General features: G+C 68.8%; 21 protein-coding genes and 2 pseudogenes. 8 read left to right on the top strand and 15 right to left on the bottom strand.

The features are described from left to right. Positions 1 to 675, top strand: a pseudogene (gene pgi, locus DFP85_RS12285) (glucose-6-phosphate isomerase); the annotation flags it as partial. 78 nt (positions 676 to 753) lie between these two features. On the opposite strand, the gene DFP85_RS12280 reads toward pgi, so the two are convergent. Continuing rightward, a complete protein-coding gene (locus tag DFP85_RS12280; protein ID WP_133636548.1) occupies positions 754 to 1,254 on the bottom strand; it encodes a hypothetical protein in 501 nt (166 codons plus the stop codon). A gap of 227 nt (positions 1,255 to 1,481) precedes the next feature. Here DFP85_RS12280 and nosP point away from each other — a divergent pair, with 227 nt between their 5' ends. Both nosP and DFP85_RS12270 read left to right on the top strand, forming a co-directional pair. Next, positions 1,482 to 2,681, top strand: coding sequence for a nitric oxide-sensing protein NosP (gene nosP, locus DFP85_RS12275; RefSeq protein WP_133636547.1), 1,200 nt, complete (start codon positions 1,482 to 1,484; stop codon positions 2,679 to 2,681). Further along, positions 2,611 to 4,014: an ATP-binding response regulator gene (locus tag DFP85_RS12270; protein ID WP_133636546.1), complete on the top strand. Its 1,404-nt coding sequence runs from the start codon at positions 2,611 to 2,613 to the stop codon at positions 4,012 to 4,014. The genes nosP and DFP85_RS12270 overlap by 71 nt, the downstream gene beginning before the upstream one ends. Here DFP85_RS12270 and DFP85_RS12265 read toward each other — a convergent pair. Further along, the gene (locus DFP85_RS12265; protein ID WP_133636545.1) at positions 4,006 to 4,689 is read right to left on the bottom strand and encodes a response regulator; all 684 of its coding nucleotides are present in this window, start codon (positions 4,687 to 4,689) and stop codon (positions 4,006 to 4,008) included. The two genes, DFP85_RS12270 and DFP85_RS12265, sit on opposite strands and share 9 nt — an antisense overlap. A 138-nt stretch (positions 4,690 to 4,827) precedes the next feature. On the opposite strand from DFP85_RS12265, the gene exaC reads away from it, so the two are divergent. Then, positions 4,828 to 6,348: an acetaldehyde dehydrogenase ExaC gene (exaC, locus tag DFP85_RS12260; protein ID WP_133636544.1), complete on the top strand. Its 1,521-nt coding sequence runs from the start codon at positions 4,828 to 4,830 to the stop codon at positions 6,346 to 6,348. Positions 6,349 to 6,484: 136 nt separating this feature from the next. Beyond that, positions 6,485 to 7,099, top strand: coding sequence for a methyltransferase domain-containing protein (locus tag DFP85_RS12255; protein ID WP_243737290.1), 615 nt, complete (start codon positions 6,485 to 6,487; stop codon positions 7,097 to 7,099). A gap of 9 nt (positions 7,100 to 7,108) precedes the next feature. Here the strand turns inward: DFP85_RS12255 and DFP85_RS18985 are convergent, their stop codons facing one another. From DFP85_RS18985 to DFP85_RS12240, 4 genes and pseudogenes are all read right to left on the bottom strand, one after another. Continuing rightward, positions 7,109 to 7,576 (bottom strand): MerC family mercury resistance protein, encoded by a 468-nt coding sequence (locus DFP85_RS18985; protein WP_208108505.1) that lies wholly within the window; start codon positions 7,574 to 7,576, stop codon positions 7,109 to 7,111. A gap of 136 nt (positions 7,577 to 7,712) precedes the next feature. Beyond that, positions 7,713 to 8,273: pseudogene (locus DFP85_RS19295) on the bottom strand (methyltransferase domain-containing protein); the annotation flags it as partial. 72 nt (positions 8,274 to 8,345) lie between these two features. Next, the gene (locus tag DFP85_RS12245; RefSeq protein ID WP_133636543.1) at positions 8,346 to 8,606 is read right to left on the bottom strand and encodes an anti-sigma factor family protein; all 261 of its coding nucleotides are present in this window, start codon (positions 8,604 to 8,606) and stop codon (positions 8,346 to 8,348) included. After that, entirely contained in the window at positions 8,603 to 9,247 is a 645-nt protein-coding gene (locus DFP85_RS12240) for a sigma-70 family RNA polymerase sigma factor (protein ID WP_133636542.1), read from the bottom strand. The genes DFP85_RS12245 and DFP85_RS12240 overlap by 4 nt, the downstream gene beginning before the upstream one ends. Before the next feature lie 294 nt (positions 9,248 to 9,541). Between DFP85_RS12240 and DFP85_RS12235 the strand changes: the two genes are divergently transcribed. From DFP85_RS12235 to DFP85_RS12225, 3 genes are all read left to right on the top strand, one after another. Beyond that, positions 9,542 to 10,333 carry a methyltransferase domain-containing protein gene (locus tag DFP85_RS12235; RefSeq protein WP_166644639.1) on the top strand — a complete coding sequence of 264 codons (792 nt, stop codon included), beginning with the start codon at positions 9,542 to 9,544 and terminating at the stop codon, positions 10,331 to 10,333. Between the two features lie 71 nt (positions 10,334 to 10,404). Next, positions 10,405 to 10,890, top strand: a complete 486-nt coding sequence (locus DFP85_RS12230; protein ID WP_133636541.1) for a cupin domain-containing protein — start codon at positions 10,405 to 10,407, stop codon at positions 10,888 to 10,890. Positions 10,891 to 10,996: 106 nt separating this feature from the next. After that, a complete protein-coding gene (locus DFP85_RS12225; protein WP_133636540.1) occupies positions 10,997 to 11,416 on the top strand; it encodes a secondary thiamine-phosphate synthase enzyme YjbQ in 420 nt (139 codons plus the stop codon). Positions 11,417 to 11,451: 35 nt separating this feature from the next. Here the strand turns inward: DFP85_RS12225 and DFP85_RS12220 are convergent, their stop codons facing one another. The 9 genes from DFP85_RS12220 to DFP85_RS12180 all read right to left on the bottom strand — a co-directional run bounded on the left by DFP85_RS12220 (position 11,452) and on the right by DFP85_RS12180 (position 23,170). After that, positions 11,452 to 12,393 carry a carbon-nitrogen hydrolase family protein gene (locus tag DFP85_RS12220; RefSeq protein ID WP_133636539.1) on the bottom strand — a complete coding sequence of 314 codons (942 nt, stop codon included), beginning with the start codon at positions 12,391 to 12,393 and terminating at the stop codon, positions 11,452 to 11,454. A gap of 137 nt (positions 12,394 to 12,530) precedes the next feature. Then, on the bottom strand, positions 12,531 to 13,580 hold the full coding sequence (locus DFP85_RS12215) for a LacI family DNA-binding transcriptional regulator (RefSeq protein WP_243737288.1): 1,050 nt from the start codon (positions 13,578 to 13,580) through the stop codon (positions 12,531 to 12,533). 135 nt (positions 13,581 to 13,715) lie between these two features. Continuing rightward, positions 13,716 to 15,365 (bottom strand): alpha-amylase family glycosyl hydrolase, encoded by a 1,650-nt coding sequence (locus DFP85_RS12210; protein ID WP_133636538.1) that lies wholly within the window; start codon positions 15,363 to 15,365, stop codon positions 13,716 to 13,718. A 72-nt stretch (positions 15,366 to 15,437) separates the two neighbouring features. Beyond that, positions 15,438 to 16,724 (bottom strand): ABC transporter substrate-binding protein, encoded by a 1,287-nt coding sequence (locus DFP85_RS12205; RefSeq protein WP_133636537.1) that lies wholly within the window; start codon positions 16,722 to 16,724, stop codon positions 15,438 to 15,440. A gap of 89 nt (positions 16,725 to 16,813) precedes the next feature. Further along, positions 16,814 to 18,484: an alpha-amylase family glycosyl hydrolase gene (locus DFP85_RS12200; protein WP_133636536.1), complete on the bottom strand. Its 1,671-nt coding sequence runs from the start codon at positions 18,482 to 18,484 to the stop codon at positions 16,814 to 16,816. A 71-nt stretch (positions 18,485 to 18,555) separates the two neighbouring features. Continuing rightward, the gene (locus tag DFP85_RS12195) at positions 18,556 to 19,662 is read right to left on the bottom strand and encodes an ABC transporter ATP-binding protein (protein WP_133636535.1); all 1,107 of its coding nucleotides are present in this window, start codon (positions 19,660 to 19,662) and stop codon (positions 18,556 to 18,558) included. A gap of 46 nt (positions 19,663 to 19,708) precedes the next feature. Next, the gene (locus DFP85_RS12190) at positions 19,709 to 21,331 is read right to left on the bottom strand and encodes an alpha-glucosidase (protein WP_133636534.1); all 1,623 of its coding nucleotides are present in this window, start codon (positions 21,329 to 21,331) and stop codon (positions 19,709 to 19,711) included. A gap of 25 nt (positions 21,332 to 21,356) precedes the next feature. Beyond that, entirely contained in the window at positions 21,357 to 22,199 is an 843-nt protein-coding gene (locus DFP85_RS12185) for a carbohydrate ABC transporter permease (protein WP_133636533.1), read from the bottom strand. Continuing rightward, positions 22,196 to 23,170 (bottom strand): carbohydrate ABC transporter permease, encoded by a 975-nt coding sequence (locus tag DFP85_RS12180; RefSeq protein ID WP_133636532.1) that lies wholly within the window; start codon positions 23,168 to 23,170, stop codon positions 22,196 to 22,198. The genes DFP85_RS12185 and DFP85_RS12180 overlap by 4 nt, the downstream gene beginning before the upstream one ends. Positions 23,171 to 23,173 lie beyond the last annotated feature (3 nt).

Genomic DNA, 23,173 nt, shown 5'->3' with positions numbered 1-23,173 from the left:
CATCAGCTGCCGGCCTTCCTGCAGCAGCTCGACATGGAGTCCAACGGCAAGTCGGTGGACATCTTCGGCCACCCGGTGGACTACAAGACCGGGCCCATCGTCTGGGGCCAGACCGGCTCCAACGGCCAGCACGCCTTCTTCCAGCTGCTCCACCAGGGCACCCGCTACGTGCCCATCGACTTCATCGCCTCGCTCAAGCCCGAGCCGGGCATGGAGGAGCACCACTTCGCGCTGCTCACCAACATGCTGGCCCAGGCCAACGCCTTCATGGAGGGTAGCCTCAAGGGGGGCGAGGGCAGCGGCAGCCGGCCCGACCCCTACAGCTGCCCGGGCAACCGCCCCTCCAGCGTGCTGCTGCTCGACGAGCTGACGCCCCGGAACCTCGGCGCGCTGATCGCGCTCTACGAGCACAAGGTGTTCGTCCAGGGGGTGATCTGGAACATCAACTCCTTCGACCAGTGGGGGGTACAGCTGGGCAAGCGCATCGCCGGCGAGATCAGCGAGCGCATCGACGCCCACAGCCAGGACTTCGATGCCTCCACCCAGGGCCTGCTGGCGCTGGTGCGCGGGCACTTCGCGTCGGGCGGCGATCCGTCGGGCGGCGATCCGTCGGGCGGCGAGGAGAAGGCCGGAAGGCCTCGGCGCAGGTCGCGCAAGGCCTCGACCGGTCGTTGAAGGGTGAAGGCGGCGGAGGGCCGGAGCGGCAAGGTGTCGGGGCTATCCCGAGCCCCGGCATCCTCAGGATGCCGGGGATCAGGCCCGGGCAGGGGCGGCGTAGGCGCTTGCCTGGGCCTCCTCGAGCAGGTGGCAGGCGGTGCGCTTGCGCTCGATGAATTGCGCGAGCAGGGCATCGAGCGCCGGCAGCTGGCAGTAGTGGGCCATCAGCTCGCTGAAGCGCCGCGAGTAGTCGGCGACAGCCAGGGCATGGCTCAGCGTCAGGAAGGCCATGGCGTCGTCGGTGATGAACAGGTGAAGCTGGCCTGCTCCCGGTCGCGTCGGGTGGCGGGAGTGGGCGGCTGGCAGGTACTGACGCAGGCCCAGCTGCTCGGCCAGCGCCTCCAGGGCAGCGATGCGTTGCTCGCACTCGATGCCCAGCGCTGCCATCAGGCGGCTGACATGGGGCTGGGTGGGCAGGAAGCTCAGGGCCAGGCCGCGATAGCGCTCCATCTCGCGTGACTCGTGTTCGTGGGCGAGCAGCAGCTGCTCGCCCGAGGGGCATGGGCGGGCTCGTGTCCCGAGGGTGATGGCAGGCATGGATTTCTCCTTTATGGTCTTCCGGGCCTCTTCCGGGCACCGTCCGATTAAGGTAGTTGTCCCAGTTCGGTGCCACCGCTGACGTCGATCAATTTCGTTCCCGGATCAGCAGAAAGTACCAGGGGGCTCATCCCCGCGTCGGGAGCGCCTGACCCCGTCCACAGGCCGGCGTTGTCGCCGCTTGCTCCGGCGACATACACTGCCTGAAATCGCACAGGCAGGCCGACATGCTCGATCTCTCTCCCGACACCCCTGTCGTCCCCGGCCCGCTCGAGGCGGAGCCACCGCTGCGCACGGCGGTCAGTCGGCGACGGGACCCCGAAGGGGCGGCCCGGGAGCTGGCCGGGGCGCTGCGGCATGCCGAGCTCGGATTCGTGCTGTTCTTCTGCAGCGCCGAATATCCCCTGGCCGCGCTCTCCTCGGCCCTCGACGAGGCCTTCGAGGGCGTGGCGGTGGCGGGCTGCACCACCGCCGGGGAGATCACCCCGGAGGGCTACGCGCGGGGCTGTATCGTCGCCATCGGCCTCGACCGTCGCCACTTCGCCGTCTCCTGCGCGCTGGTCGAGGACCTGGCAGGCTTCGACCTGATCCGTGCCCAGCGGCTGGTCGATGGCCTGCTCGATGACTGTCGCGGCCGGGCCCTGGCCCCGGTGGGGGAGCACAGCTTCGCCCTGACCCTGCTCGATGGCCTCTCCAGCTGCGAGGAGCAGGTGCTGGCGACCCTGGATGCCGCCCTGGGGCGCATCCCCAGCTTCGGCGGCTCCGCCGGCGACGACAACCGCCTGGCCCATACCCATGTGCATGCCGACGGCCGCTTCCATGGTCAGGCGGCGGTGGTGGTGATGATCAACACCCGGCTGCCGTTCGAGGTCTTCACCACCCACCACCTGCGCCCGCGGGAGGAGAAACTGGTGGTCACCCGCGCCGACCGCGAGCGACGCCGGGTGCTGGAGCTCAACGCCCTGCCGGCCGCCGAGGAGTATGCCCGGCTGGTGGGCCTGCCGGTCGAGGCCCTGGCGCCCGAGGTGTTCGCCCGCCATCCGCTGGCGGTGCGCCTGGGAGAGGCGCATTTCGTGCGCTCCATCCAGCGGGTCAACGACGACGGCAGCCTCAGCTTCTATTGCGCGGTGGAGAACGGCATCGTGCTCACCGCCATGCAGCCGGCCCCGCTGCTGGAGGACCTCGAGGCGGTCTTCGCCGGACTCACCGCACGGCTCGGCGAGCCGGCGCTGGTGATCGGCTGCGACTGCTTCCTGCGCCGGCTGGAACTCGAGTCCCTGGGGCTGGTGACCCCGGCCTCGCGCCTGCTGGGCCGCTCGCGGGTGATCGGCTTCAATACCTACGGGGAGCAGCACCATGGCATGCACATCAACCAGACCTTCACCGGGGTTGCCATTGGATCTCTCCCGGCCACGCCAGACGCCTGACGACGCCGGCCCGCGGGAGCGCGAGCTGCTGGAGGAGAACGCCCGCCTGCGGCGGATCGCCACCGCCCTGATGGAGCGCGTGGAGTCGGCGGGCGTGGCGGGCGGCGCCCCCTATGCGGCCTTCGAGCATGCGGTGCTGCTCGCCGAGCAGGTGCGCGAGCGCACCGAGACGCTGCAGCGCACCCTCGCCGAGCTGCATGCCGCCAAGGCGGAGGCGGAGGCGGCCAACCTCTCCAAGACCCGTTTCCTGGCCGCGGTGAGCCACGACCTGCTGCAGCCGCTGAATGCCGCCCGGCTGTTCACCAGCGCCCTGGAGGAGCACTCTCTGCCCGAGCCCTCGACCCGGCTGGTGGGCCATATCGGCCGCTCGCTCAAGGACGTGGAGGCGCTGCTCGGCACCCTGGTGGACATCTCGCGGCTCGATGCCGGGGTGCTCGAGCCGGATATCGCCCCCTTCCCCATCGCCCGGCTGCTCGACGTGCTGGCCGAGGAGTACCGCCAGATGGCCGCGGCTCGGGGGCTCGAGCTGCACTACGTGGGCAGCGGCGCGGTGGTCGCCTCGGACCTGGCGTTGCTGGCCCGGGTGGTGCGCAACTTCCTGACCAACGCCATCCGCTACACCGCGCGCGGCAAGATCCTGCTGGGCTGCCGCCGCCGACCCGAGGGGGTCGAGATCCTGGTGGGGGACAGCGGGCCGGGGATCCCCGAGGAACAGCGCGAGGCGATCTTCCAGGAGTTCCAGCGCCTGGGCGGCAATCGCGACGCCGAGGATCGCGGCCTGGGGCTGGGCCTGGCCATCGTCGACCGCATCGCGGGGATGCTCGATCACCCCCTGCGGCTGGCCAGCGTGCCGGGCCGCGGCTCGCTCTTCTCGGTGCGGGTCCCCCATGGCCGATTGCCGGTGACATCGCCACCTTCCCAGGCCACCGCGATTTCGCCGGGGCTGGGCAGCGTCCTGGAGGGCGCGCGTATCTGGGTGATCGACAACGATCCCGGGATCTGCTCGGGGATGGCCGCGCTGCTCGAGGGCTGGGGCTGCCGGGCGCTGACCGCGACCTCGCTGGCCGACCTGGAGGGCAAGGCCGCCGGCGCCGGCGCGGACGTGCTGCTCGTCGACTTCCACCTGGGCGAGGAGGCCCCCGATGGGCTGGCGGTGGCGGAGCGGCTGCGCGAGCGCCAGCCGGGGCTCCCGGTGCTGGTGATCACCGCCAACCACGATGCGGCGATCAAGGGCCTGACCCGGCAGTTGGGCTATGGCTGCCTGCTCAAGCCCGTGAAGCCGCTGCGGCTGCGCATGGCCCTGGTCGACCTGCTGGGCGGTGACTCAGCGTGACGGGCCCTGGCGCTCGGCCAGCAGGGCCTCGAGGTCGGCATCATTGGCGGCGAGGATCGCCTGCACGCGGCCCGATACGCCGAGCTTGCGCAGGATCGCCGAGACATGGGTCTTCACCGTGGTCTCGGCGATGTCGAGCTCACGGGCGATCACCTTGTTGGAGGCGCCGCGGCTCAGGCGCAACAGCACCTCGAGCTGCTTGTCGGTCAGCTCGGCGAAGCGAGGGGCGGGTGTGGGCATGCCGGCCGTGGCAGGGGAAGCGTGCGGGACGGCGGGACGCCGCATGATCTCCGGCGGCAGGTAGACCTGGCCCTCCAGCAGCTGGGCCAGCGCCGCGAGCAGGTCCCGGCGCGGCGTCGACTTGGGGATGTAGCCCACCGCGCCCAGGTCGAGGGCGTCGAGGATGGTGCGCCGCTCCTGGTCGGCCGAGAGGATCGCCACCGGCAGCCAGGGGTGTGCCGCGCGCAGCGCCCTCAGCCCCTCGAGCCCGCTGGCGTCGGGCAGGCCGAGGTCGAGCAGCACCAGGTCCAGCTCCGTGCAGGCCGCGGCATGGCGCAGGGCCTGGTCCAGGCTCTCCGCCTCCAGCAGCCGGCTGTCGGGCAGGCCGGCCTCGATCACCGCCGCGATCGCCTCGCGGAACAGCGGATGGTCGTCGGCGACCATCAGGGTGTGCATGGGCAATCCCTCGTGGACTCGTCTCGCCTCCTACCGAAGGAGGAGGCCCTCTCCTGCCACCGGAGTATGTCGCACAAGGCGGCGCTGACCAACACTGGGGGGTGTATCGCCACAACGACAACAGTCAGGAGTCACGCCATGATCTACGCCAACCCCGGCCAGTCCGGCTCGGTCGTCACCTTCGAGAAGCGCTACGGCAACTACATCGGCGGCGAGTTCGTGCCGCCGATGAAGGGCCAGTACTTCGACAACGTCAGCCCGGTCAACGGCGAGGTGTTCTGCGAGATCCCGCGCTCGAGTGCCGAGGATATCGACAAGGCGCTGGATGCCGCCCACGCCGCCGCGCCGGCCTGGGGGAAGACCTCCGCCGCCGAGCGCTCCAACGTGCTGCTGAAGATCGCCGACCGCATGGAGCAGAACCTCGAGATGCTGGCCGTGGCCGAGACCTGGGACAACGGCAAGGCGGTGCGCGAGACACTCAACGCCGACCTGCCGCTGGCCGTCGACCACTTCCGCTACTTCGCCGGCTGCATCCGCGCCCAGGAGGGCACCGCCGCGGACATCGACGCCAACACCGTGGCCTATCACTTCCACGAGCCGCTGGGCGTGGTGGGGCAGATCATTCCCTGGAACTTCCCGCTGCTGATGGCGGTGTGGAAGCTGGCGCCGGCCCTGGCCGCGGGCAACTGCGTGGTGCTCAAGCCCGCCGAGCAGACCCCGGCCTCGATACTGGAGCTGATGAAGCTGGTCGGCGACCTGCTGCCGCCGGGGGTGGTCAACATCGTCAATGGCTACGGCGCCGAGGCCGGCCAGGCGCTGGCCACCAGCAAGCGCATCGCCAAGATCGCCTTCACCGGCTCCACCCCGGTGGGCGCACATATCCTCAAGTGCGCCGCCGACAACATCATTCCTTCCACGGTGGAACTGGGCGGCAAGTCGCCGAACATCTACTTCGCCGACATCATGAACGCCGAGCCCGAGTTCATCGACAAGGCGGCCGAGGGCCTGGTGCTGGCCTTCTTCAACCAGGGCGAGGTGTGCACTTGCCCGTCCCGGGCGCTGATCCAGGAGAGCATGTACGACGCCTTCATGGTCAAGGTGATGGAGAAGGTGGGCCAGATCACCCGCGGCAACCCCCTGGATACCGACGTCAAGGTCGGCGCCCAGGCTTCCCAGGAGCAGTTCGACAAGATCATGTCCTACATGGAGATCGCCCGGGAGGAGGGCGCCGAGTTCCTCACCGGCGGTGAGCGGGAGTCCCTGGACCCGGCCATCAACAACGGCTACTACATCCAGCCGACGCTGCTCAAGGGCAACAACAAGATGCGCGTCTTCCAGGAGGAGATCTTCGGTCCGGTGGTGGCGGTGACCACCTTCAAGGACGAGGAGGAGGCGCTGGCCATCGCCAACGACACCGAGTTCGGCCTGGGCGCGGGTGTCTGGAGCCGCGACATGAACGTCGCCTTCCGCATGGGGCGCGGCATCCAGGCCGGCCGCGTGTGGACCAACTGCTACCACCAGTACCCGGCCCATGCCGCCTTCGGCGGCTACAAGAAGTCCGGCGTCGGCCGCGAGACCCACAAGGTGGCCCTCGAGCACTACCAGCAGACCAAGAACCTGCTGGTCAGCTACGACATCAACCCGCTGGGCTTCTTCTGACCGGCGGCGTCGGATGACGCCTCGGCAGCAATGAGCAGGCTTCTGGCGCGACACGAGTCGCGCCTTTTTTGTCTCGTCGCTACACGTCACGTCCGCTTTGCGTCATCATCTCCTGCCCGGAGCCCGCGGAGACAGCATGGCGATGATCGACCTCGAAGCCCCCGACCTCCACCAGGAGCGGCTGCAGCGTGTGGCGTCGCTGGTCAGGGCCAGCGGTGCGCGCCGGGTGCTCGACCTGGGGTGCGGCTCCGGCGGGCTGCTGCAGTACCTGCTGCGCGACGCCCAGTTCGAGCGGGTGGTGGGCCTGGAGCTCTCCGGCGAGCTGCTGGCCCAGGCCAAGCTGCGCCTGGAGAATCTGCCGGCAGCCCGGGCCGGACGCCTCGAACTGGTCTGCGGCTCCTATGCCGATCCCCACCCGGCGCTGGTGGGATTCGAGGCCGCAGCCATGGTGGAGACCATCGAGCATGTCCCGCCGGAGGCGCTCTCCCGGGTCGAGCGCGCGGTCTTCTCCGGTCTGCGGCCGCAGCTGCTGGTGATGACCACCCCCAACCACGAATACAACCCGCTCTATGATCTGGCACCGGGCGAGTTCCGCGACCCCGACCACAAGTTCGAGTGGGACCGGGCGCGCTTTCGCGACTGGGCACAGGGCGTGGCACGCCGCAACGGCTATCGAGTGCGCTTCTCGGGGATCGGCGAGATGCACGCCCATCTCGGCCAGCCGTCCCAGGTGGCGCGTTTTACGCGCTGAGCCCAGGCCTCACGCCAGTCCCAGTACCCTGGCCTCCTGGCGGCGTCGCGCCCGCCGGTCCCGGAGCGCGGCGATGGCCAGCATCAGGAAGCCGGCGAGCTCCACCAGGGGGTGATAGGCAATGAAGAGCGCATGGAAGATGAGCCCGCCGCCGGCGGTCGCCAGAAGGAGGGGGCCCGGCGTCCTGTGGCGTCGCAGGCCGGCGGCCAGTGCCGCCAGGGTCAGCACCACGAAGCCGGCAATCGCCAGCGCCCAGGCCCCCTCGTCCAGGGCGAGGCCGAGACCGAGCAGCGACAGGAGGGCGACCAGTCCCAGGGTGCCGTAGCAGGAGAGCAGCGCCAGGCCCAGGGCGGCAATGCCCAGCAGGCCACGGCGCTGCAGCATCCGCAGCCAGCGACGCGGGTCGAGCCTCAGCCACGCCTGCCTGAGGCGAGAGGGGGGGGCGCTCTCCCCGATGCATGCCGACTTCGATGGCATGGGCGCCGAAGCCTGCCGCGACCTCCCGGGTCTGGGCGCTGGGACTCAGGGCGAAGTAATCGTGGCGGCCCACCACCTCGACCGCCTCGAAGCCGGCCTCCTCGAACAGGGCCAGCAGCTCCTCCTTCACCGTCGCGCCCACCACGCATTCGACCCAGAGGCGCGGATCCTCGTGACAGTCCACCGAGACCGGGCGGTGGATCACCACGTCGGCGAGCTGCAGGCGGCCACTCGGCCTGAGTACCCGGAACATCTCGGCCACGGCCCGGCGCTTGTCCGGTACCAGGTTGAGGGCGCCGTTACTGGTGATGGCATCGAGGCTGGCGTCGGCGAACGGCAGCCGTTCCGCTGAGGCCTGGACCACGTCGAACTGGTCGATGCCGCGGTCATCGGCGGCGTCGCGCAGCTTGCGGGTCATGGCGGCGGTGAGGTCCAGGGCAATCACGTGGCCGCCTGGCCCCGCGAGCCGGCGGGCGATCAGCGCATCGACCCCGGCCCCGGCGCCGATGTCGAGCACCCGATCCCCGGCGCGGATGGCGCCGGCGCGAAAGGGGTAGCCGACGCCGGCGAAGGAGGCGAGCAGCGTTTCCGGCAGGGGGGTCGTCAGTGCCGGAGGGTAGCCCAGCTGACGGCAGGCGGCGGCACCTACCGGGAAATGGAAGGGCGACTCCGGCGTCTCGGCGACGGCCGTGTACATGCCCTGCACGGCGTCGCGGATCTGCCGGGGTGAATAACCGAGTATCGCCACCATGGGATCGCTCCTGTCGGGTCAGCGGGTGGCGTCGTCCTCGTCGTCGAAGCGGTCGATCAGATCCCGGATGCGTCGACGCAGTCGCGGCGGGGCCTCTGCCGTGCCGGTGGCCGCCACCCTGGCCCGAAGTCGTTTCTCGAATTCGGCGCGCGTGAAGCAGTCGCGGCACCGGTGCAGGTGTCGCTCGATATCGGCCGCCTGCTGGCCGTCCAACTCCCGGTCGAGGTAGTCGAAGAGCTGTTCGATGACCTCCTCGCAGGTCAGTGGCCGTCCGCTCATGGCTGCTGGCCCCCCTCTCCCGGGTGGGTATCTGCCCGGTGGTCGGCGATGACACCGGCCTCCCTGGCCTGTTGCCATAGCATCTTCTGCAGCAGGCCCCGTCCCCGGCTCAGGCGCGAGCGCACGGTGCCCAGTGGAATCCCCAGCAGGCGGGATACCTCCTCATACGTATAGCCCTGCACCTCGACGAGCACAATCGCCACCCGGAAGGCATCGGGGAGGGCGTCGATGGCCCGTTGCAGGTCCTCCTCGAGCAGGTTCTGGAAGAACTGCTCCTCGAGGTTGCCCCACCACAGCAGGAAGGGCTGATGCAGCTGCTGGAAGAGGGTGAAGTGGCAGATATCGAGTTCGTCCGGTGACGGCGCCTCGGGATCCATGGGGCGCTGTGGGCGGCTCTGCCGGCGGCGCCAGTCGCTGATGAAGGCATTGGTGAGGATGTGGAACAGCCAGCCCTCGAAACGCCGCGGGTCGCGCAGCTCGTTGAGGCGTGCCCAGGCCTTGGCGACCGCCTCGGCGACGATATCCTCGGCGTCATCCGGGTCGCGGGTCAGGCGCAGGGCGGTGCCATAGAGCCGATCCATCAGCGGCTCCAGGCGCTGCGCAAACCACTGCCGGCGTTCGCCGGGCGGGCGTTCTGTCATGGCCACCCCCGGAGCGTCCCGTTGCCGGATGGCGGGTCCGGGCAGTGGGGCGCGGGTGATTGGCTGGGCAAGGCTCATGGTTCACCTCTTCGAGCTTGGAACCCCCGCGGCCGTTCGGCAAGCCGTGGGCCCCTGCAGGGACGCATCACCGGCCGCCAGGGTTCCCGGCCAGGGTCGGGAACGATCGCCGGGAACCCTGGGCCGGGAACAATGCGGCCACCGGCTGCGTCCTCGGGAAGGCACGGTATCCGCGTACCGTGGCGCGAAGGCGACAACGACAAGAGGAGAGCCATCATGACCATCATCGAACCATCCACATCACCCGCGGTGGATCGCGGGGAGCTCGAGGCGCGGGTCAAGGCGATGTACCGGGAGGTGGCCGAGACGCCGGACGCGGCGTTCCACTTCGAGATGGGGCGCGCCCTGGCCGAGCGCCTGGGCTACGACCCGGCGGGGCTGGACCGCATCCCCGCCGCGGCCATCGACTCCTTCGCCGGGGTCGGCCACTTCCTGGACCTGGCGGCGATCCGCCCCGGCGAGCGGGTGCTGGACCTGGGCAGCGGTGCCGGGATGGACAGCTTCCTGGCCGCCCTGGCGACGGGCCCGGCGGGGCAGGTCGTGGGGCTCGACATGACTGATGCGCAGCGTCACAAGGCACAGCGCCTGGCCGAGGAGGCGGGATTCGCCAACGTCGCGTTCCATGCCGGCCATATCGAGTCACCCCCCTTCGGCAACGCCAGCGTCGACGTGGCGATCAGCAACGGCGTGATCAACCTCTCGGCGGACAAGCCGCGGGTCTTTGCCGAGGCGGCCCGGGTCCTGCGTCCGGGGGGGCGGCTGGCGCTGGCCGACATCGTCACCGAGTCACCACTGCCGGAAAAGGTCACCTGCAACGCCACCCTGTGGGCCGCCTGCATCGGCGGGGCCAGTCAGGTGGACGACTACCGGGCGGCCATCGAGGCGGCGGGGTTCGAGGTGCAGACCCTGCGCGAGCATCCCGAGTACCACTTCCTGACCGACTCGGCACGGGGTGCCAGCGAGACCTATGGCGTCAAGAGCATCTCGCTGCTGGCCATCCGGCGCTGAGGCGCCGGCCCGAGCACGACACAGGCAAGACACACGCACAAGACGACACAATCACAAGAGGAGGCAGCATCATGAACTCCAAGACCCTGACCCTGAACCAGACCCTGTCCGCCTTGGCCCTCGGCCTGGCCCTGGCCATGGCTGCCCAGGCGGCCCCCTATCAGGGCGACGGCCACCTGATCGGCAGCGCAGACGAGCTCGAGTGGGGGCCGGTGGCCTCCATGGGGGAGGGCGCCGAGATCGCCATCATCGAGGGTGACCTGAGCCAGGAGGCCCCCTTCACCATTCGCTTGCGGCTCGAGGATGGCTACGAGATCCGTCCCCATGTCCATCCCGCCTACGAGCGGGTGACGGTGCTCGACGGCACCCTGCACTTCGCCCATGGCGAAGAGTACGACCCCGGTGCGGCCCAGGCTCTGGACGTGCACGACTTCGCGATCATGTCGCCGGGCGACCCCATGTTCGGCTACGCCGAGGGCGAGACCGTGTTCCAGCTGCACGGCACCGGCCCCTGGGGCATCGAGTACCTCGATCCGGCGGACGATCCGCGCAACTGAGAGAGCGAGGCGGTGCCGCTCCCCGCCGTGGGGTGCGGCGCCCTTGCCTTGGCGTCGGGACAGGCTAGCATGGCGGTATCTCCTTCATCCGTCTCGAGGAGCCGTCATGTGGCAACAGCAGGAGCTGCGTCTCGCGCCGCGCTCGCGCGGCTTTCACCTGATCACCGACGAGGTGGTCGACGGCCTGCCCGGCTTGCGGGAGGTCTCCATGGGGCTGCTGCACCTGCAGCTCCTGCACACCTCGGCGTCGCTGACCCTCAACGAGAACGCCGACCCTGACGTGCGACATGACCTGGATGCCTTCCTGCGCGAGCTGATCCCTGGCGACCTGCCCTACTTCCGCCATACCCTCGAGGGGCCGGACGACATGCCGGCCCATGTCTGCGCCAGCCTGCTCGGCACCCAGCTGACCCTGGCGGTGCGCGCCGGCCGCCCGGTGCTCGGCACCTGGCAGGGACTCTGGCTGGGAGAGCACCGGGACCACGGAGGGGCGCGCCGGCTGATCGCGACCCTCAACGGGGCCTGATTCGCGCCGCGCCCTCCTGGCGCCAAGCATGCTTGTCAGGCCTCTGTGAACACCACCGGGGGTTGGGGGGCGCGATTCACCGACAGCGAGAAGATGTCCGGCCGGGCATAGTGGCCGCAGACGTCCAGCGAGCGACGTGCCCGGCGGGCGGTCTCGACCTCGATCTCGGCATAGAGGATCCCCTTCTCCCGATCGAGGGGGCCCGCCACCACCTCGCCCGAGGGGGCAATGACCACCGCATGGCCGACGTTGACCCACTCCTCCGGGGTGAAGAGCCGGTCGCGCTCTGGGAAGGTCGCGGGAATGTCGCTTCCCTGGAGGGCGGTGGCCGTGCCGATCACCCAGCAGCCGCCCTCCCTGGCGATATGGCGCAGCGAGGCGAGCGCGATGTCGCTGGAATCCCAGGTCGGGTTGATGAAGACCTCCAGGTCCTGGGCATAGAGGGCGTAGCGCGCCAGCGGCATGTAGCTTTCCCAGCAGATCAGGGTGCCGAGGCGCCCGGCGGGGGTCTCGACCACCGTGAGCCCGCTGGCATCGCCCATGCCCCAGACCATGCGCTCGGGGTTCGTCGGCATCAGCTTGCGATGGCGATTCAGCAGCCGCCCATCCGGGCCGATCACGACCACGCTGTTGAACAGGGTGGTGCCGCTGTAGCGGCTATCGATCTCGTTGAGGCCCGTCACCAGGGTCACCCCGTGCCGGGCGGCCGCCTCCTGGATGGGCTCCAGGGTGCCGCCGCCGAGGTCGACGGCATTCTCGCGCAGCCTGGCATGCAACTCGCTGGTCAGCGCCATGTCGCCGCCCGGGGCGAGTCGCCAGATCCAGGTCGGATAGCCGGGGATATAGGCTTCGGGAAAGACCAGCAGGGTCGCCCCGGCAACGGCGGCCTCCTCGATCGACGCCAGCATCAGTTCGATGGTCGCGTCTCGCTGGAGCAGTACCGGAGGCTTCTGGATCACCGCAACCGTCGTGGCCATGAGAGGGTCCTCGTGCGCGGTGCGGGCGCCGAAGGACACCGATCACGGGCACTAGCCTGACCTTCACTATAGCGGTGAGGGGAGGGAGGCGCCCGGGATCCGCAACTGAAGCATGCGGCCGGATGAGTCGATTGGCGTCAGGGGCAGGTGTCGCCGATCATCATTTCGGTGGCCATGACCCTGGATTCGGCGGGTTCCATCCCGAGGATCATGCGCGCGGCGATGCGGCCCTTCTCGGTGCTGTCCTGGCGGATGGTGGTCAGTCGGGGAGCACGATACTGCCCCTCGGCGATGCCGTCGAAGCCGGTCAGCCGCAGGTCCTCGGGGATACGCAGGCCGCGCTGCTCGGCGAGCGTCACCACGGTCAGGGCGATGCGGTCGGACATGCACAGCAGCAGGTCGGGCCGCTCGGCCTCCGGCAAGTCGAGGATCTCCTCGATCACCGGGGTGCAGACCTCGAAGGTGTTCTCCTCGATGTTCCACATCGGCACCTCGGCCGGGTCGATGCCGGCCTCGGCGAAGGCCCGCTGGAAACCGGCGAGGCGCGCCCGGGTGATGGTGCGCTCGGCCGAGAGCAGCGCCTGGTCGTCGTCGATGCGGCCGTTGCACGGCTGCTCGGTCAGTCGCAGGTTGATCACCGCAGGGCGTCGCGTCGGCGTCCTCAGGGCATGGCGGGCGATGGCGTAGCACGCCGGCTCGTTGTCGACGTGCACCGTGGCGTGGTCCTCGATATCGAAGTCCACCGCCACCAGGGGGCGCTCGGGAGGGAGGTCGGAGAACAGCTTGAGGCTCGGCATCAGGCCATAGACGATGAAGCCGTCGGCGATGCTCGAGGCGCCGGGCACGCTGGCGGCGTTCTGGCGCCCCGAGAGCAGCAGCAGGGTGTGGCCGCGGGTGTCGAGCACCTCGGCGATGCCCGAGAGCAGCTCGCTGGAGACCGCATCGTTGAGGCTGTAGGTCAGGCTCTCGGCGAGGATCACGGCGATGATCCGCGAACGGCCCGTGCGCAGGCTGCGGGCCCGGGCGTCGGGGCCGCTGTAGCCCAAGTGCCGGGCCTCGGTGAGGATGTGCGCGCGCAGCTTCGGCGAGAGCTGGTCGGGCCGGTTGAAGGCGTTGGAGACGGTGGCGGTGGAGACGCCGAGCTCGCGGGCCAGGTCCTTGAGGGTCATGCGACGGGGGAGAGGCACTTGGCGGCTGACTCCATGGCGGTCAGGGTGGACTGGAACGATTTAGTTAGCAGCCTAGCATGGCCCGGCAGGGTCAGGGTAGCCACCCGCGGCGAGCCCCGGGCGGCCGGTCGATACCGCCGAGTCACCAGGCTGTCAGACAATGCTCAACCAGGCCGCCTGGCCGGGTTCCATGATCAGCTGTCGGCCTTCCAGCTGCGGCGTCGCCATGCCCGGCAGGGCCAGACTGGACCAACCCTCGGCGCCGGCGATCAAGGCATCGAGGCCGAGCTTCCCCCGTTCACTCGTCGCCTGGCCGAGATGCGCCAGGCACAGCAGGCGCCGTTCGCCGTCATGACGCAGCACGCCGAAGACGCCCTCGGGCAGCGCCTCGGGGGCGATCAATTGCTGTTCACCCTGGCGCAGCACCTCGCTGGCGCCGCGCAGCGCGAGCAGCTGGCGAACCCGGGCCAGCAGGCTGTCGGAGTCGGCCTCCTGGCGTGTCACCGCCAGCGGCAGGTGTCGTTCGAACACCGGCAGCCAGGGCGCGACGTCCTCGGGGCAGAAGCCGCCGTTCGGCGCATCCTCCCAGACCATCGGCGTGCGGCAGCCGTCGCGTCCCTTCACCTCCGGCCACAGGTTGATGCCGAAGGGATCCTGCAGGTCCGCATAGGCCAGCTCGGCCTCGGGCAGGCCAAGCTCCTCGCCCTGGTAGAGGCACAGGCTGCCGCGCAGCGAGCAGAGCACCGTCAGTGCCAGTAACGCGCGCTCCTCGCCCCAGCTGGTGGCGCTGCGCTCGACGTCGTGATTAGAGAGCGCCCAGCAGGGCCAGGTGTCGTCGCCCAGCTCGCCGAAGCGCGCCAGCACGCCATGGAGCTCGGCGGCGTCGCCGGTCGAGTCCAGCAGGTCGAAGGTGTAGGCCATGTGCAGGCGCTTGTCGCCCTGGGTGTAGGCGGCCATGGTCGGCAGCTGGTCGTTGCCGGCGATCTCGCCCACGGTGGTGGCCCCCGGGTACTCGTCGAGCAGCGTGCGGATACGCTCGAGGAAGGCCAGGTTCTCGGGCTGCTCGATGTTGTGGCGCTGGAGCTGGTAGCTCTGGGGATTGCCCGGATGGACCCACTCGCGGGGCATCGGCGGGTTGTCGGTGAGGGCCGGGTCGTGGAAGTAGTAGTTGACCACGTCGAAGCGGAAGCCGTCGACGCCGAGCTCCAGCCAGAAGCGCAGGTTGTCGAGCTGCGCCTTGCGCACGTCGGGGTGGTGGAAGTTGAGGTCCGGCTGGCTGGGCAGGAAGTTGTGCAGGTAGTACTGGCGGCGCCGGGCATCGAAGGTCCAGGCGCGACCACTGAAGGCTGCCATCCAGTTGTTGGGCGGCGTGCCGTCGGGCTTGGGGTCGGCCCAGACGTACCAGTCGGCCTTGGGATTGGTGCGGTCCTGGCGGCTTTCCTGGAACCAGGCATGCCGGTCGGAGCTGTGCGACAGCACCTGGTCGATGATCACCCGCAGGCCCAGTGCGTGGGCGCGATCGACCAGCGCGCGAAAGTCGTCGAGGGTGCCGAACATGGGGTCGACGCCGCGGTAGTCGGCGACGTCGTAGCCGAAGTCCTTCATTGGCGAGGTAAAGAACGGCGACAGCCAGATGGCGTCGACGCCGAGGCTTGCCACGTGCTCGAGTTTTCCAGTAATACCGGCGAGATCGCCGATACCGTCACCATTGGCATCCATGAAGCTGCGCGGGTAGATCTGGTAGATCGTCGCTCCCCGCCACCAGTCGTGCTGGGTGTCCTGGCGCAATTGAGAAAGCGTCATCCTGGGGATCCTGTCGGTGGGTGCAAGAGTCGGCCCGGCCGGAGTGTCTCCGGCCGGGCGATACACATGGCCTTACCAGCCGCGACGGCCGAGGCGCTCGAGTTCGCGGCCCAGCTGCTGGACGGCGCTGGCGCCGTCGAGATCGCCGGAGAGCACCTGGTGGGTGCGGTTGAAGAAGGCGTTGGAGACCCGCGCATAGCTGTCGCCGGTCACCGTGGCGGGACGCGGCACGCCGTTGGTCAGGGTCTCGTAGAGCTCGCTCATGGAAGGGTTGCTGGCCAGCACCTCCTCGTCCTGGTAGAGCGCCTCGATGGTGGGGTTCATGCCCATCTGGATGGCATGGGCCTTCTGCTGCTCCCGGGAGGTGATGAAGGCGACCAGGTCGGCGGCCAGCTCGGGATGCTCGGAGTAGCGCGACACGGCGAGGTTCCAGCCGCCCAGGGTGGCCTTGGACTCGCCCTCGGGGCCATGGGGCAGCGGCGCCATGCCGATCTTGGCCGCCACCTCGCTGCCCTCGCCGTTGGCCAGTGCCCACACATAGGGCCAGTTGCGCAGGAACAGCGCGTTGCCGGACTGGAAGATCCCGCGGGTCTCCTCCTCGGTGTGGTTCAGCGCGCCTTCTGGCGAGATGGTGCCGACCCAGGAGGCGGCCAGGTCGAGGGCGGCGGCGGCGCGGGGATTGTCGATGGTGACCTCACCCTGATCGTCGACGATGGTGCCGCCACCGTGGCTCGCCACCCACTCCAGGGCGTTGCAGGTCAGCCCCTCGTAGGCGCGGCCCTGGAAGCTGAAGCCCCAGAAGTCGTCGTTGCCGGCCTCGCGCTCGGCGGCCTGGATCTCGGTGGCGGTCTCGGTCAGCTGCTGCCAGGTCTCCGGCACCTCATGGCCGTACTTCTCCAGCAGGTCCTTGCGGTAGTAGAGCAGGCCGGCGTCGGTGAACCAGGGCATGGCCACCAGGCGGCCCTCGACGGTGTTGTTGTCGACCAGCGCCGGGAAGAAGCCGTCGGTGGCATCCTCCGGCAGGTGCTCGGCGAGGTCCACCAGGTGGTCGTCGAGCATGCCCGGCCAGACGATATCGATCAGCATCACGTCGATGTCGCTGGACTGGCTACCCAACAGCTGCTGGTAGAGCGACAGTTTCTCGGTGGCGCTGTTGGGGGTGGAGACGACCTGCACGGTATTGCCGGTCTTTTCGGCCCACGCCTGGGCGGCGATCGGACAATAGTCGGAGGCGTCGCCGGGGCCGCAGGCGATGGCGATCTCCGCCGCCAGGGTGTTCTGGGCGGCCAGTGCCGAACCGCCCAGGAGTAGGGAACCGATCAGGGCGCGGTGGTATAGCTTGGGATTGTTGAGGTTCATGGGAGTGGACTCCTGAGGTTGTCGCTGCTGTTGTGGTTGTTAAGGGGACGGTGGGGTTTCCACCTGTCGTGCAGACCCGAGGCACGGGCTCAGGGGTGCCAGATCGCTTGTCCCGGGTCGCAATCCGGACAGCGGGCGATGGCGATGCCGTAGGCCGGCAGCCGCAGCGTGCCGCCCTGCCAGCTGCCGTTGACCATCGACGGTGCGTCGTCGAGGGCGTGGGCCTCGCGGGGAGCCGCGAACTCGCGAGGCTCGCCGGCGAAGTTCAGCGCCACCAGCAGGCACTCGCCCCGATGGCGACGCTCGAGACAGATGACGTCATCGCGCAGCGGGTGATAGCGGATCTCGCCCTTGACCAGCGCCGGCTGCCGACGGCGGAAGGCCAGGAAGGCGCGAATGGCGTTGAGCAGCGAGTCCGGCTCCCGCGCCTGCCGGTCCACGGCCAGGTCCAGGTGCGCATCCGGCACCGGCAGCCAGGGCGTTCCCGTGGAGAAGCCCCCGTGGGGGGCATCGGCCTGCCAGGGCATGGGCGTGCGACAGCCATCGCGTCCCTTGTAGGAGGGCCAGAAGGTGATGCCGGCGGGGTCGACCAGCTGATCGAAGGTGAGCTCTGCCTCGGTCAGGCCCAACTCCTCCCCCTGGTAGAGGCAGACGCTGCCGCGCTGGGTGAGCAGGAAGGCCAGGTAGAGGCGCAGCCTGGTGGCATCGCCCTCGGCGCCCCAGCGGGTGGCCAGCCGGGTGACATCGTGGTTGCCCAGCGCCCAGCAGGGCCAACCGTCGCCGATGCGCGCCTCCATCTCCTCCAGCGGTGCGAGCAGGTGCCGAGGGTCGGCATTGTCGGTCAGGAGGTTGAAGGAGTAGCACATGTGCAGGCGGTTACCGCCCTGGGTGTACTCGGCCATCACCCCCAGCGAGTCGTCGTCGCCGACCTCGCCGACGCTGGTGGTGCCGGGGTACTCGTCGAGCAGCGCCCGCAGCCGCTCGAGGAAAGCCAGGTTCTCCGGCTGGGTCTTGTCGTAAAGATGGAGCTGGTAGCCGTAGGGGTTGTCGGGGCGCACCCCGATGAAGCCCTCGGCGATCTCCAAGCGGGGCGGGTTGTCCCTGAGCTCACCGTGGGTGCAGAAGTTCACCGCATCCAGGCGGAAGCCGTCGACGCCGCGCTCCAGCCAGAAGCGCACCTCGCCGAGGATCGCCTCCACCACCGCGGGGTTGCGGAAGTTGAGGTCCGGCTGCTCGACCAGGAAGTTGTGCAGGTAGTACTGGCAGCGGCGGGTGTCCCACTGCCAGGCACTGCCGCCGAAGATCGCCTGCCAGTTGGTGGGCGGGGCGCCGTCGGGCCGGGGATCGGCCCACACGTACCAGTCGGCCTTGGGGTTGTCGCGGCTCGACCGGCTCTCCTGGAACCAGGGGTGCTGGTCGGAGGTGTGGGAGAGCACCTGGTCGATGGTGACCCTGAGGCCCCGGGCATGGGCGGCCTCCACCAGGCGGTCGAAGTCCGCCAGGGTGCCGAACATCGGGTCGACGTCCCGATAGTCGCTGACGTCGTAGCCGAAGTCCTTCATCGGCGAGGTGAAGAACGGCGACAGCCAAATGGCGTCGACATTCAGCGAGGCGATGTAGTCGAGCCGGTCGATCACGCCCTTCAGGTCGCCGATGCCGTCGCCGTCGGTGTCCAGGAAGCTGCGCGGGTAGACCTGGTAGATCACCGCGCCACGCCACCAGTCTTGCTGCTCGTCGTGCGAGGGTTGAGTAAACGCCATCGGGGTCTCCTGGCGACGGAAGCCGGGGCTCCCGTCGGTCATACAGCTGGCTGTGGATCGGGTAGGTGTGCTCAGGCCGCCTGGCGCCGCGTGGCGATGTCCAGGGCCCGGTCGCGAGCATCGAAGAGGTGCACGTGCTCCAGGTCGGGCACCAGCGCCACCCGCTGGCCGAGCTCCCAGCGGCTCGGCGCCTCGCTGCGGTGGATCAGCAGGGTGTCGCCGGCCTTGGGTTCGAGATAGACATAGACCTCGTTGCCCAGGTACTCGACGTTGACGATCTCGAAGGCGTTCTCGCCCTGGGCCTCGGCCAGGCGCAGGTGCTCGGGACGCACGCCCAGGGTCAGGTCGGCACCGGTGCTTTCGCCGCTGGCGTCCTGGGGCAGGGCCAGATCGTCCAGGCCCGGGGCCTGCACTCGGCATCCGTCCACCGCACCGGAGAGGAGTTTCGCCGGCATGAAGTTCATGGTCGGCGAGCCGATGAAGCCGGCGACGAATCGGGTGGCTGGCTGCTGATAGAGGGTCTGGGGGCTGCCGACCTGTTCGATGCGGCCGTCGCGCAGCACCACGATCTTGTCGGCCAGCGTCATGGCCTCCACCTGGTCGTGGGTGACGTAGACCATGGTCGAGCCCAGGCGGTGGTGCAGGCGGGCGATCTCGTTTCGCATCTGCACGCGCAGCGAGGCATCCAGGTTGGAGAGCGGCTCGTCGAACAGCAGGATACGCGGCTCTCGGGCCATGGCGCGGCCCATGGCCACCCGCTGGCGCTGGCCGCCAGAGAGCTCCTTGGGCTTGCGGTGCAACAGGTCCTCGAGCTGCAGGATGCGGGCCGTGGCCATCACCCGGTCGTCGACGGTCTCCTTGGCCATCTTGGCCAGCTTGAGGCCGAAGGCCATGTTCTCGTAGACCGACATGTGCGGGTAGAGGGCGTAAGACTGGAACACCATGCCCACGCCGCGCTCGCGGGGCGGCAGGTCGTTGACCACGCCGTCGGCGATCTTCAGCTCGCCGTCGGTGATCGACTCCAGCCCCGCGATCAGCCTCAGCAGGGTCGACTTGCCACAGCCCGAGGGGCCGACGAAGACCACGAACTCGCCATCGGCGACCTCGAGGTCAAGGTCCTTGATGATATGGGTGCTGCCGAAGGTCTTGTTGATCTTTTCCAGGGTCACGCTTGCCATCTTGCGACTCCTTGCCGGCCTCCAGGGCCGGCGTTCTTGTGTGGTGTTAACGGTCGAGCTGGAGATAGGCGGCCTGGTAGGCCGGCAACGTCAGGGTGTCGCCGTCGAGGGCCGATGCGAAGCCGTGCCCCTGGAGCGGGGTGCCGGGCTGTGGCAGCGTCGTGCTCAGGGTCTCGCCGGTCAGGTTGAACACGCACAGCAGTCGTTCGTCACCCGCCTCGCGGATGAAACCAAGCAGATCCTCGCCGACGTCGACCAGCGACAGCGCGCCGTCGACCAGCGCCGGGTGAGCCTGGCGGAAGGCCAGCAGGCGGCGGGTTGCGTTGAGCACCGAGTCGGGATCGTCCTGCTGGCGCTCCACGGCGAGTGGCCGGTGGCGCTCGTCCACCGGCAGCCAGGGCTCCACGGCCTCGGCAGTGAAGCCGGCCCTTGGCGCGTCGGTCCAGGGCATCGGCGTGCGGCAGCCGTCGCGGCCCTTGAACTCCGGCCACAGCACCTTGCCGTAGGGGTCCTGGATGCGCTCGAAGGGCACCTCGGCCTCGGGGAGGCCCAGTTCCTCGCCCTGGTAGAGGCAGACGCTGCCGCGCAGCGAAAGCACCATGGCCAGCGCCGCCTTGGGGTAGGCCACGGGATCCTCGCCCTCGCCCCAGCGGGTGGCGCTTCTCTCCACGTCGTGGTTGGACAGCGCCCAGCACGGCCAGGCATCGCCGGCCAGGCGCTGGAAGCGTTCGATCACCTCGCGGATGTAGCTGGCCGAATGCGGGGCGTTGAGCAGATCGAAGCCATAGGCCATGTGCAGCTTGTCGCCGCCGTCGGTGTACTCGGCCATGCGCTCGAGCGGGTTGTCGTCGCCGATCTCGCCCACCGTCGTGGTGCCGGGGAACTCGTCCATCAGGGCACGCAGGTCCTTGAGGAAGTCGAGGTTCTCCGGGCGGCTCAGGTCATAGACGTGGCGCTGCCAGGTATAGGGGTTGGCGTCCGGGGCGCCCAGGGTCTTGGCCTCGCCGGCCGGCACCGGCGGGTTGTCGCGTAGCTCGGCGTCGTGGAAGTAGAAATTGACGGTGTCGAGGCGGAAGCCGTCGACGCCCAGCTCCAGCCAGAAGCGCATGTTGTCCAGCTGGGCCTTCCTGACCTCGGGATTATGGAAGTTGAGGTCCGGTTGCTCGACCAGGAAGTTGTGCAGGTAGTACTGGCGGCGACGGGAGTCGAAGGTCCAGGCGGAGCCGCCGAAGATCGACAGCCAATTGTTGGGCGGCGTGCCGTCGGGCCTGGGGTCGGCCCACACGAACCAGTCCGCCTTGGCGTTGGAGAGGTCCTGGCGGCTCTCCTGGAACCAGGGATGCTGGTCCGAAGAGTGGCTGATCACCTGGTCGATCATGACCTTGAGGCCCAGTTCGTGGGCACGGGCCAGCAGCGCCTTGAAGTCGTCCAGGGTGCCGAACATCGGATCGACGTCGCGGTAGTCGCTGACGTCATAGCCGAAGTCGAGCATCGGTGAGGTGAAGAAGGGCGACAGCCAGATGCCGTCCACGCCCAGCGAGGCCACATAGTCCAGCTTCTCGGTGATGCCAGCCAGGTCGCCGATGCCGTCGCCGTTGGCGTCCATGAAGCTGCGCGGGTAGATCTGGTAGATGACGCCGCCGCGCCACCAGGTCAGGTTGTCTTGCATCTCGGGTTCCTTGGATCTCATGGGGTCAGCCCTTGACCGCACCGGCGGTGAGGCCGGAGACGATGCGCTTCTGGAAGATCATCACCAGGATGACCAGCGGGACCGTGACGGTGACCGAGGCCGCCATGATCGGCCCCCAGGGCAGCTCGTGCTGGCTGCCGCCGGAGATCAGGGCGATGGCCACCGGCACGGTGCGCTGGTCGTCGGTGAGGGTGAAGGTCAGGGCGAACAGGAACTCGTTCCAGGCGGCGATGAAGGCCAGCAGCCCGGTAGTCGCCATGGCCGGCCACATCAGCGGCAGGAACACCTTGGTGATGGTCACCCAGGGGGTGGCACCGTCCATGATCGCGGCCTCTTCCAGTTCCATGGGCAGCTGGCGCATGAAGGTGGTCAGCACCCACACGGTGAACGGCAGGGTGAAGATGGTGTAGCTCAGGATCAGGCCGCCCGGGTTGTTGTAGAGGTTCAAGACGCGGATGACCTCGAACAGCCCCGAGAGCACCGCCACCTGGGGGAACATGGAGACGCCGAGGATCACCAGCATCACCGTGGTACGGCCGCGGAAGCGCACCCGGCCCAGGGCATAGGAGGCGGTGATACCCAGCAACAGGGCGATGAACACCACCGACAGCGAGACGACGATGGAGTTGAAGATGGCGCGAACGAAGCTCTTCTGGGTGAAGATCTGCACGTAGTTGCCGAAGTCCACCGACGACAGCCAGAAGTCGACCCGGAACAGCTCGCTGGAGGGCTTCAACGAGGTGATCACGGCATAGTAGAAGGGGAAGATGGCGTAGACCATCACCACGGCGATCAGGGCATAGAGCCCGACCCGCTTGGCGAGCTTGATCAGCTGGTACTGGTTCATTGGTCGACTCCCAGTTGACGGCGGCCGAGGTAGAGGTAGATGACCACGGCCAGGGCGATGATCAGGAACAGCATCGTCGAGGCGGCGCTGCCGTAGCCCACGTCCTGGAACTCCACCAGCTGCTGGCGGGCATAGATCGACATGGTCATGGTGCTGGTGGAGTTGGAGGTCAGCACGTAGATGACGTCGAACACGCGCAGGGCATCGAGCAGTCGGAATATCACGGCGACCAGCAGGGCCGGGGTGATCAGCGGCAGGGTGACGCGGAAGAACACCTTGACCGGATGGATGCCGTCGACCTCGGCGGCCTCGTAACAGTCCTTGGGCAGCATCTGCAGGGCGGCCAGTACCAGCAGGGCGACAAAGGGAATGGTCTTCCAGACATCGACCATGATCACCGCCCACATGGACAGGTCGGCGTCGGCGGTCCAGGCCAGGGGCGCATCGATCAGGCTCAGGGCCATCAGCATGTGGTTGATGATCCCGAACTGGTCATTGAGCATCCAGGCCCACATCTTGGCCGAGACGATGGTGGGGATGGCCCAGGGGATCAGCACCGCGGCGCGTACCAGCATGCGGCCCTTGAACTCGGCGTTGAGCAGCAGGGCGACTATGATGCCGAACACCACCTCCAGCGACACCGACACCACGCTGAAGTAGACGGTGTTCCAGACGGAGTTCCACCACACCGGATCGGTGAGCAGGCCATACCAGGCGCCGTCGTCGTAGACCAGATAGTTCTCGAAACCGATCAGGGTGGCGGCGGCGGTATCCGACAGCGAGGCGTCGGTGAGACTGAAATAGAAGGTCCGCAGCAGCGGCCAGCCGGCCACCAGGACCAGCGTGATCAGCATCGGCGCGAGGAAGGTCCAGGCGGCGCGGACCCGCTGGCGGCGCACCTTGGTGCCGCGGTAGCCGGCTGGGGAGGAGCGCCCCGCCTGGGGGGCGCGTTCGGTTGCGGGAGTGGACATGAC

The sequence above is a fragment of the Halomonas ventosae genome, assembly GCF_004363555.1.
GTDB lineage: Bacteria > Pseudomonadota > Gammaproteobacteria > Pseudomonadales > Halomonadaceae > Halomonas > Halomonas ventosae.
This window is presented reverse-complemented; position numbering and strand designations above follow the sequence as displayed.

Excerpts from the sequence above, each read along its gene's own strand:
- DFP85_RS12280 (WP_133636548.1), bottom strand. The coding sequence starts at position 1,254 with ATGCCTGCCATCACCCTCGGGACACGAGCCCGCCCATGCCCCTCGGGC.
- nosP (WP_133636547.1), top strand. The coding sequence starts at position 1,482 with ATGCTCGATCTCTCTCCCGACACCCCTGTCGTCCCCGGCCCGCTCGAG.
- DFP85_RS12270 (WP_133636546.1), top strand. The coding sequence starts at position 2,611 with ATGGCATGCACATCAACCAGACCTTCACCGGGGTTGCCATTGGATCTC.
- DFP85_RS12265 (WP_133636545.1), bottom strand. The coding sequence starts at position 4,689 with ATGCACACCCTGATGGTCGCCGACGACCATCCGCTGTTCCGCGAGGCG.
- exaC (WP_133636544.1), top strand. The coding sequence starts at position 4,828 with ATGATCTACGCCAACCCCGGCCAGTCCGGCTCGGTCGTCACCTTCGAG.
- DFP85_RS12255 (WP_243737290.1), top strand. The coding sequence starts at position 6,485 with ATGGCGATGATCGACCTCGAAGCCCCCGACCTCCACCAGGAGCGGCTG.
- DFP85_RS18985 (WP_208108505.1), bottom strand. The coding sequence starts at position 7,576 with ATGCCATCGAAGTCGGCATGCATCGGGGAGAGCGCCCCCCCCTCTCGC.
- DFP85_RS12245 (WP_133636543.1), bottom strand. The coding sequence starts at position 8,606 with ATGAGCGGACGGCCACTGACCTGCGAGGAGGTCATCGAACAGCTCTTC.
- DFP85_RS12240 (WP_133636542.1), bottom strand. The coding sequence starts at position 9,247 with ATGACAGAACGCCCGCCCGGCGAACGCCGGCAGTGGTTTGCGCAGCGC.
- DFP85_RS12235 (WP_166644639.1), top strand. The coding sequence starts at position 9,542 with ATGACCATCATCGAACCATCCACATCACCCGCGGTGGATCGCGGGGAG.
- DFP85_RS12230 (WP_133636541.1), top strand. The coding sequence starts at position 10,405 with ATGAACTCCAAGACCCTGACCCTGAACCAGACCCTGTCCGCCTTGGCC.
- DFP85_RS12225 (WP_133636540.1), top strand. The coding sequence starts at position 10,997 with ATGTGGCAACAGCAGGAGCTGCGTCTCGCGCCGCGCTCGCGCGGCTTT.
- DFP85_RS12220 (WP_133636539.1), bottom strand. The coding sequence starts at position 12,393 with ATGGCCACGACGGTTGCGGTGATCCAGAAGCCTCCGGTACTGCTCCAG.
- DFP85_RS12210 (WP_133636538.1), bottom strand. The coding sequence starts at position 15,365 with ATGACGCTTTCTCAATTGCGCCAGGACACCCAGCACGACTGGTGGCGG.
- DFP85_RS12205 (WP_133636537.1), bottom strand. The coding sequence starts at position 16,724 with ATGAACCTCAACAATCCCAAGCTATACCACCGCGCCCTGATCGGTTCC.
- DFP85_RS12200 (WP_133636536.1), bottom strand. The coding sequence starts at position 18,484 with ATGGCGTTTACTCAACCCTCGCACGACGAGCAGCAAGACTGGTGGCGT.
- DFP85_RS12195 (WP_133636535.1), bottom strand. The coding sequence starts at position 19,662 with ATGGCAAGCGTGACCCTGGAAAAGATCAACAAGACCTTCGGCAGCACC.
- DFP85_RS12190 (WP_133636534.1), bottom strand. The coding sequence starts at position 21,331 with ATGCAAGACAACCTGACCTGGTGGCGCGGCGGCGTCATCTACCAGATC.
- DFP85_RS12185 (WP_133636533.1), bottom strand. The coding sequence starts at position 22,199 with ATGAACCAGTACCAGCTGATCAAGCTCGCCAAGCGGGTCGGGCTCTAT.
- DFP85_RS12180 (WP_133636532.1), bottom strand. The coding sequence starts at position 23,170 with ATGTCCACTCCCGCAACCGAACGCGCCCCCCAGGCGGGGCGCTCCTCC.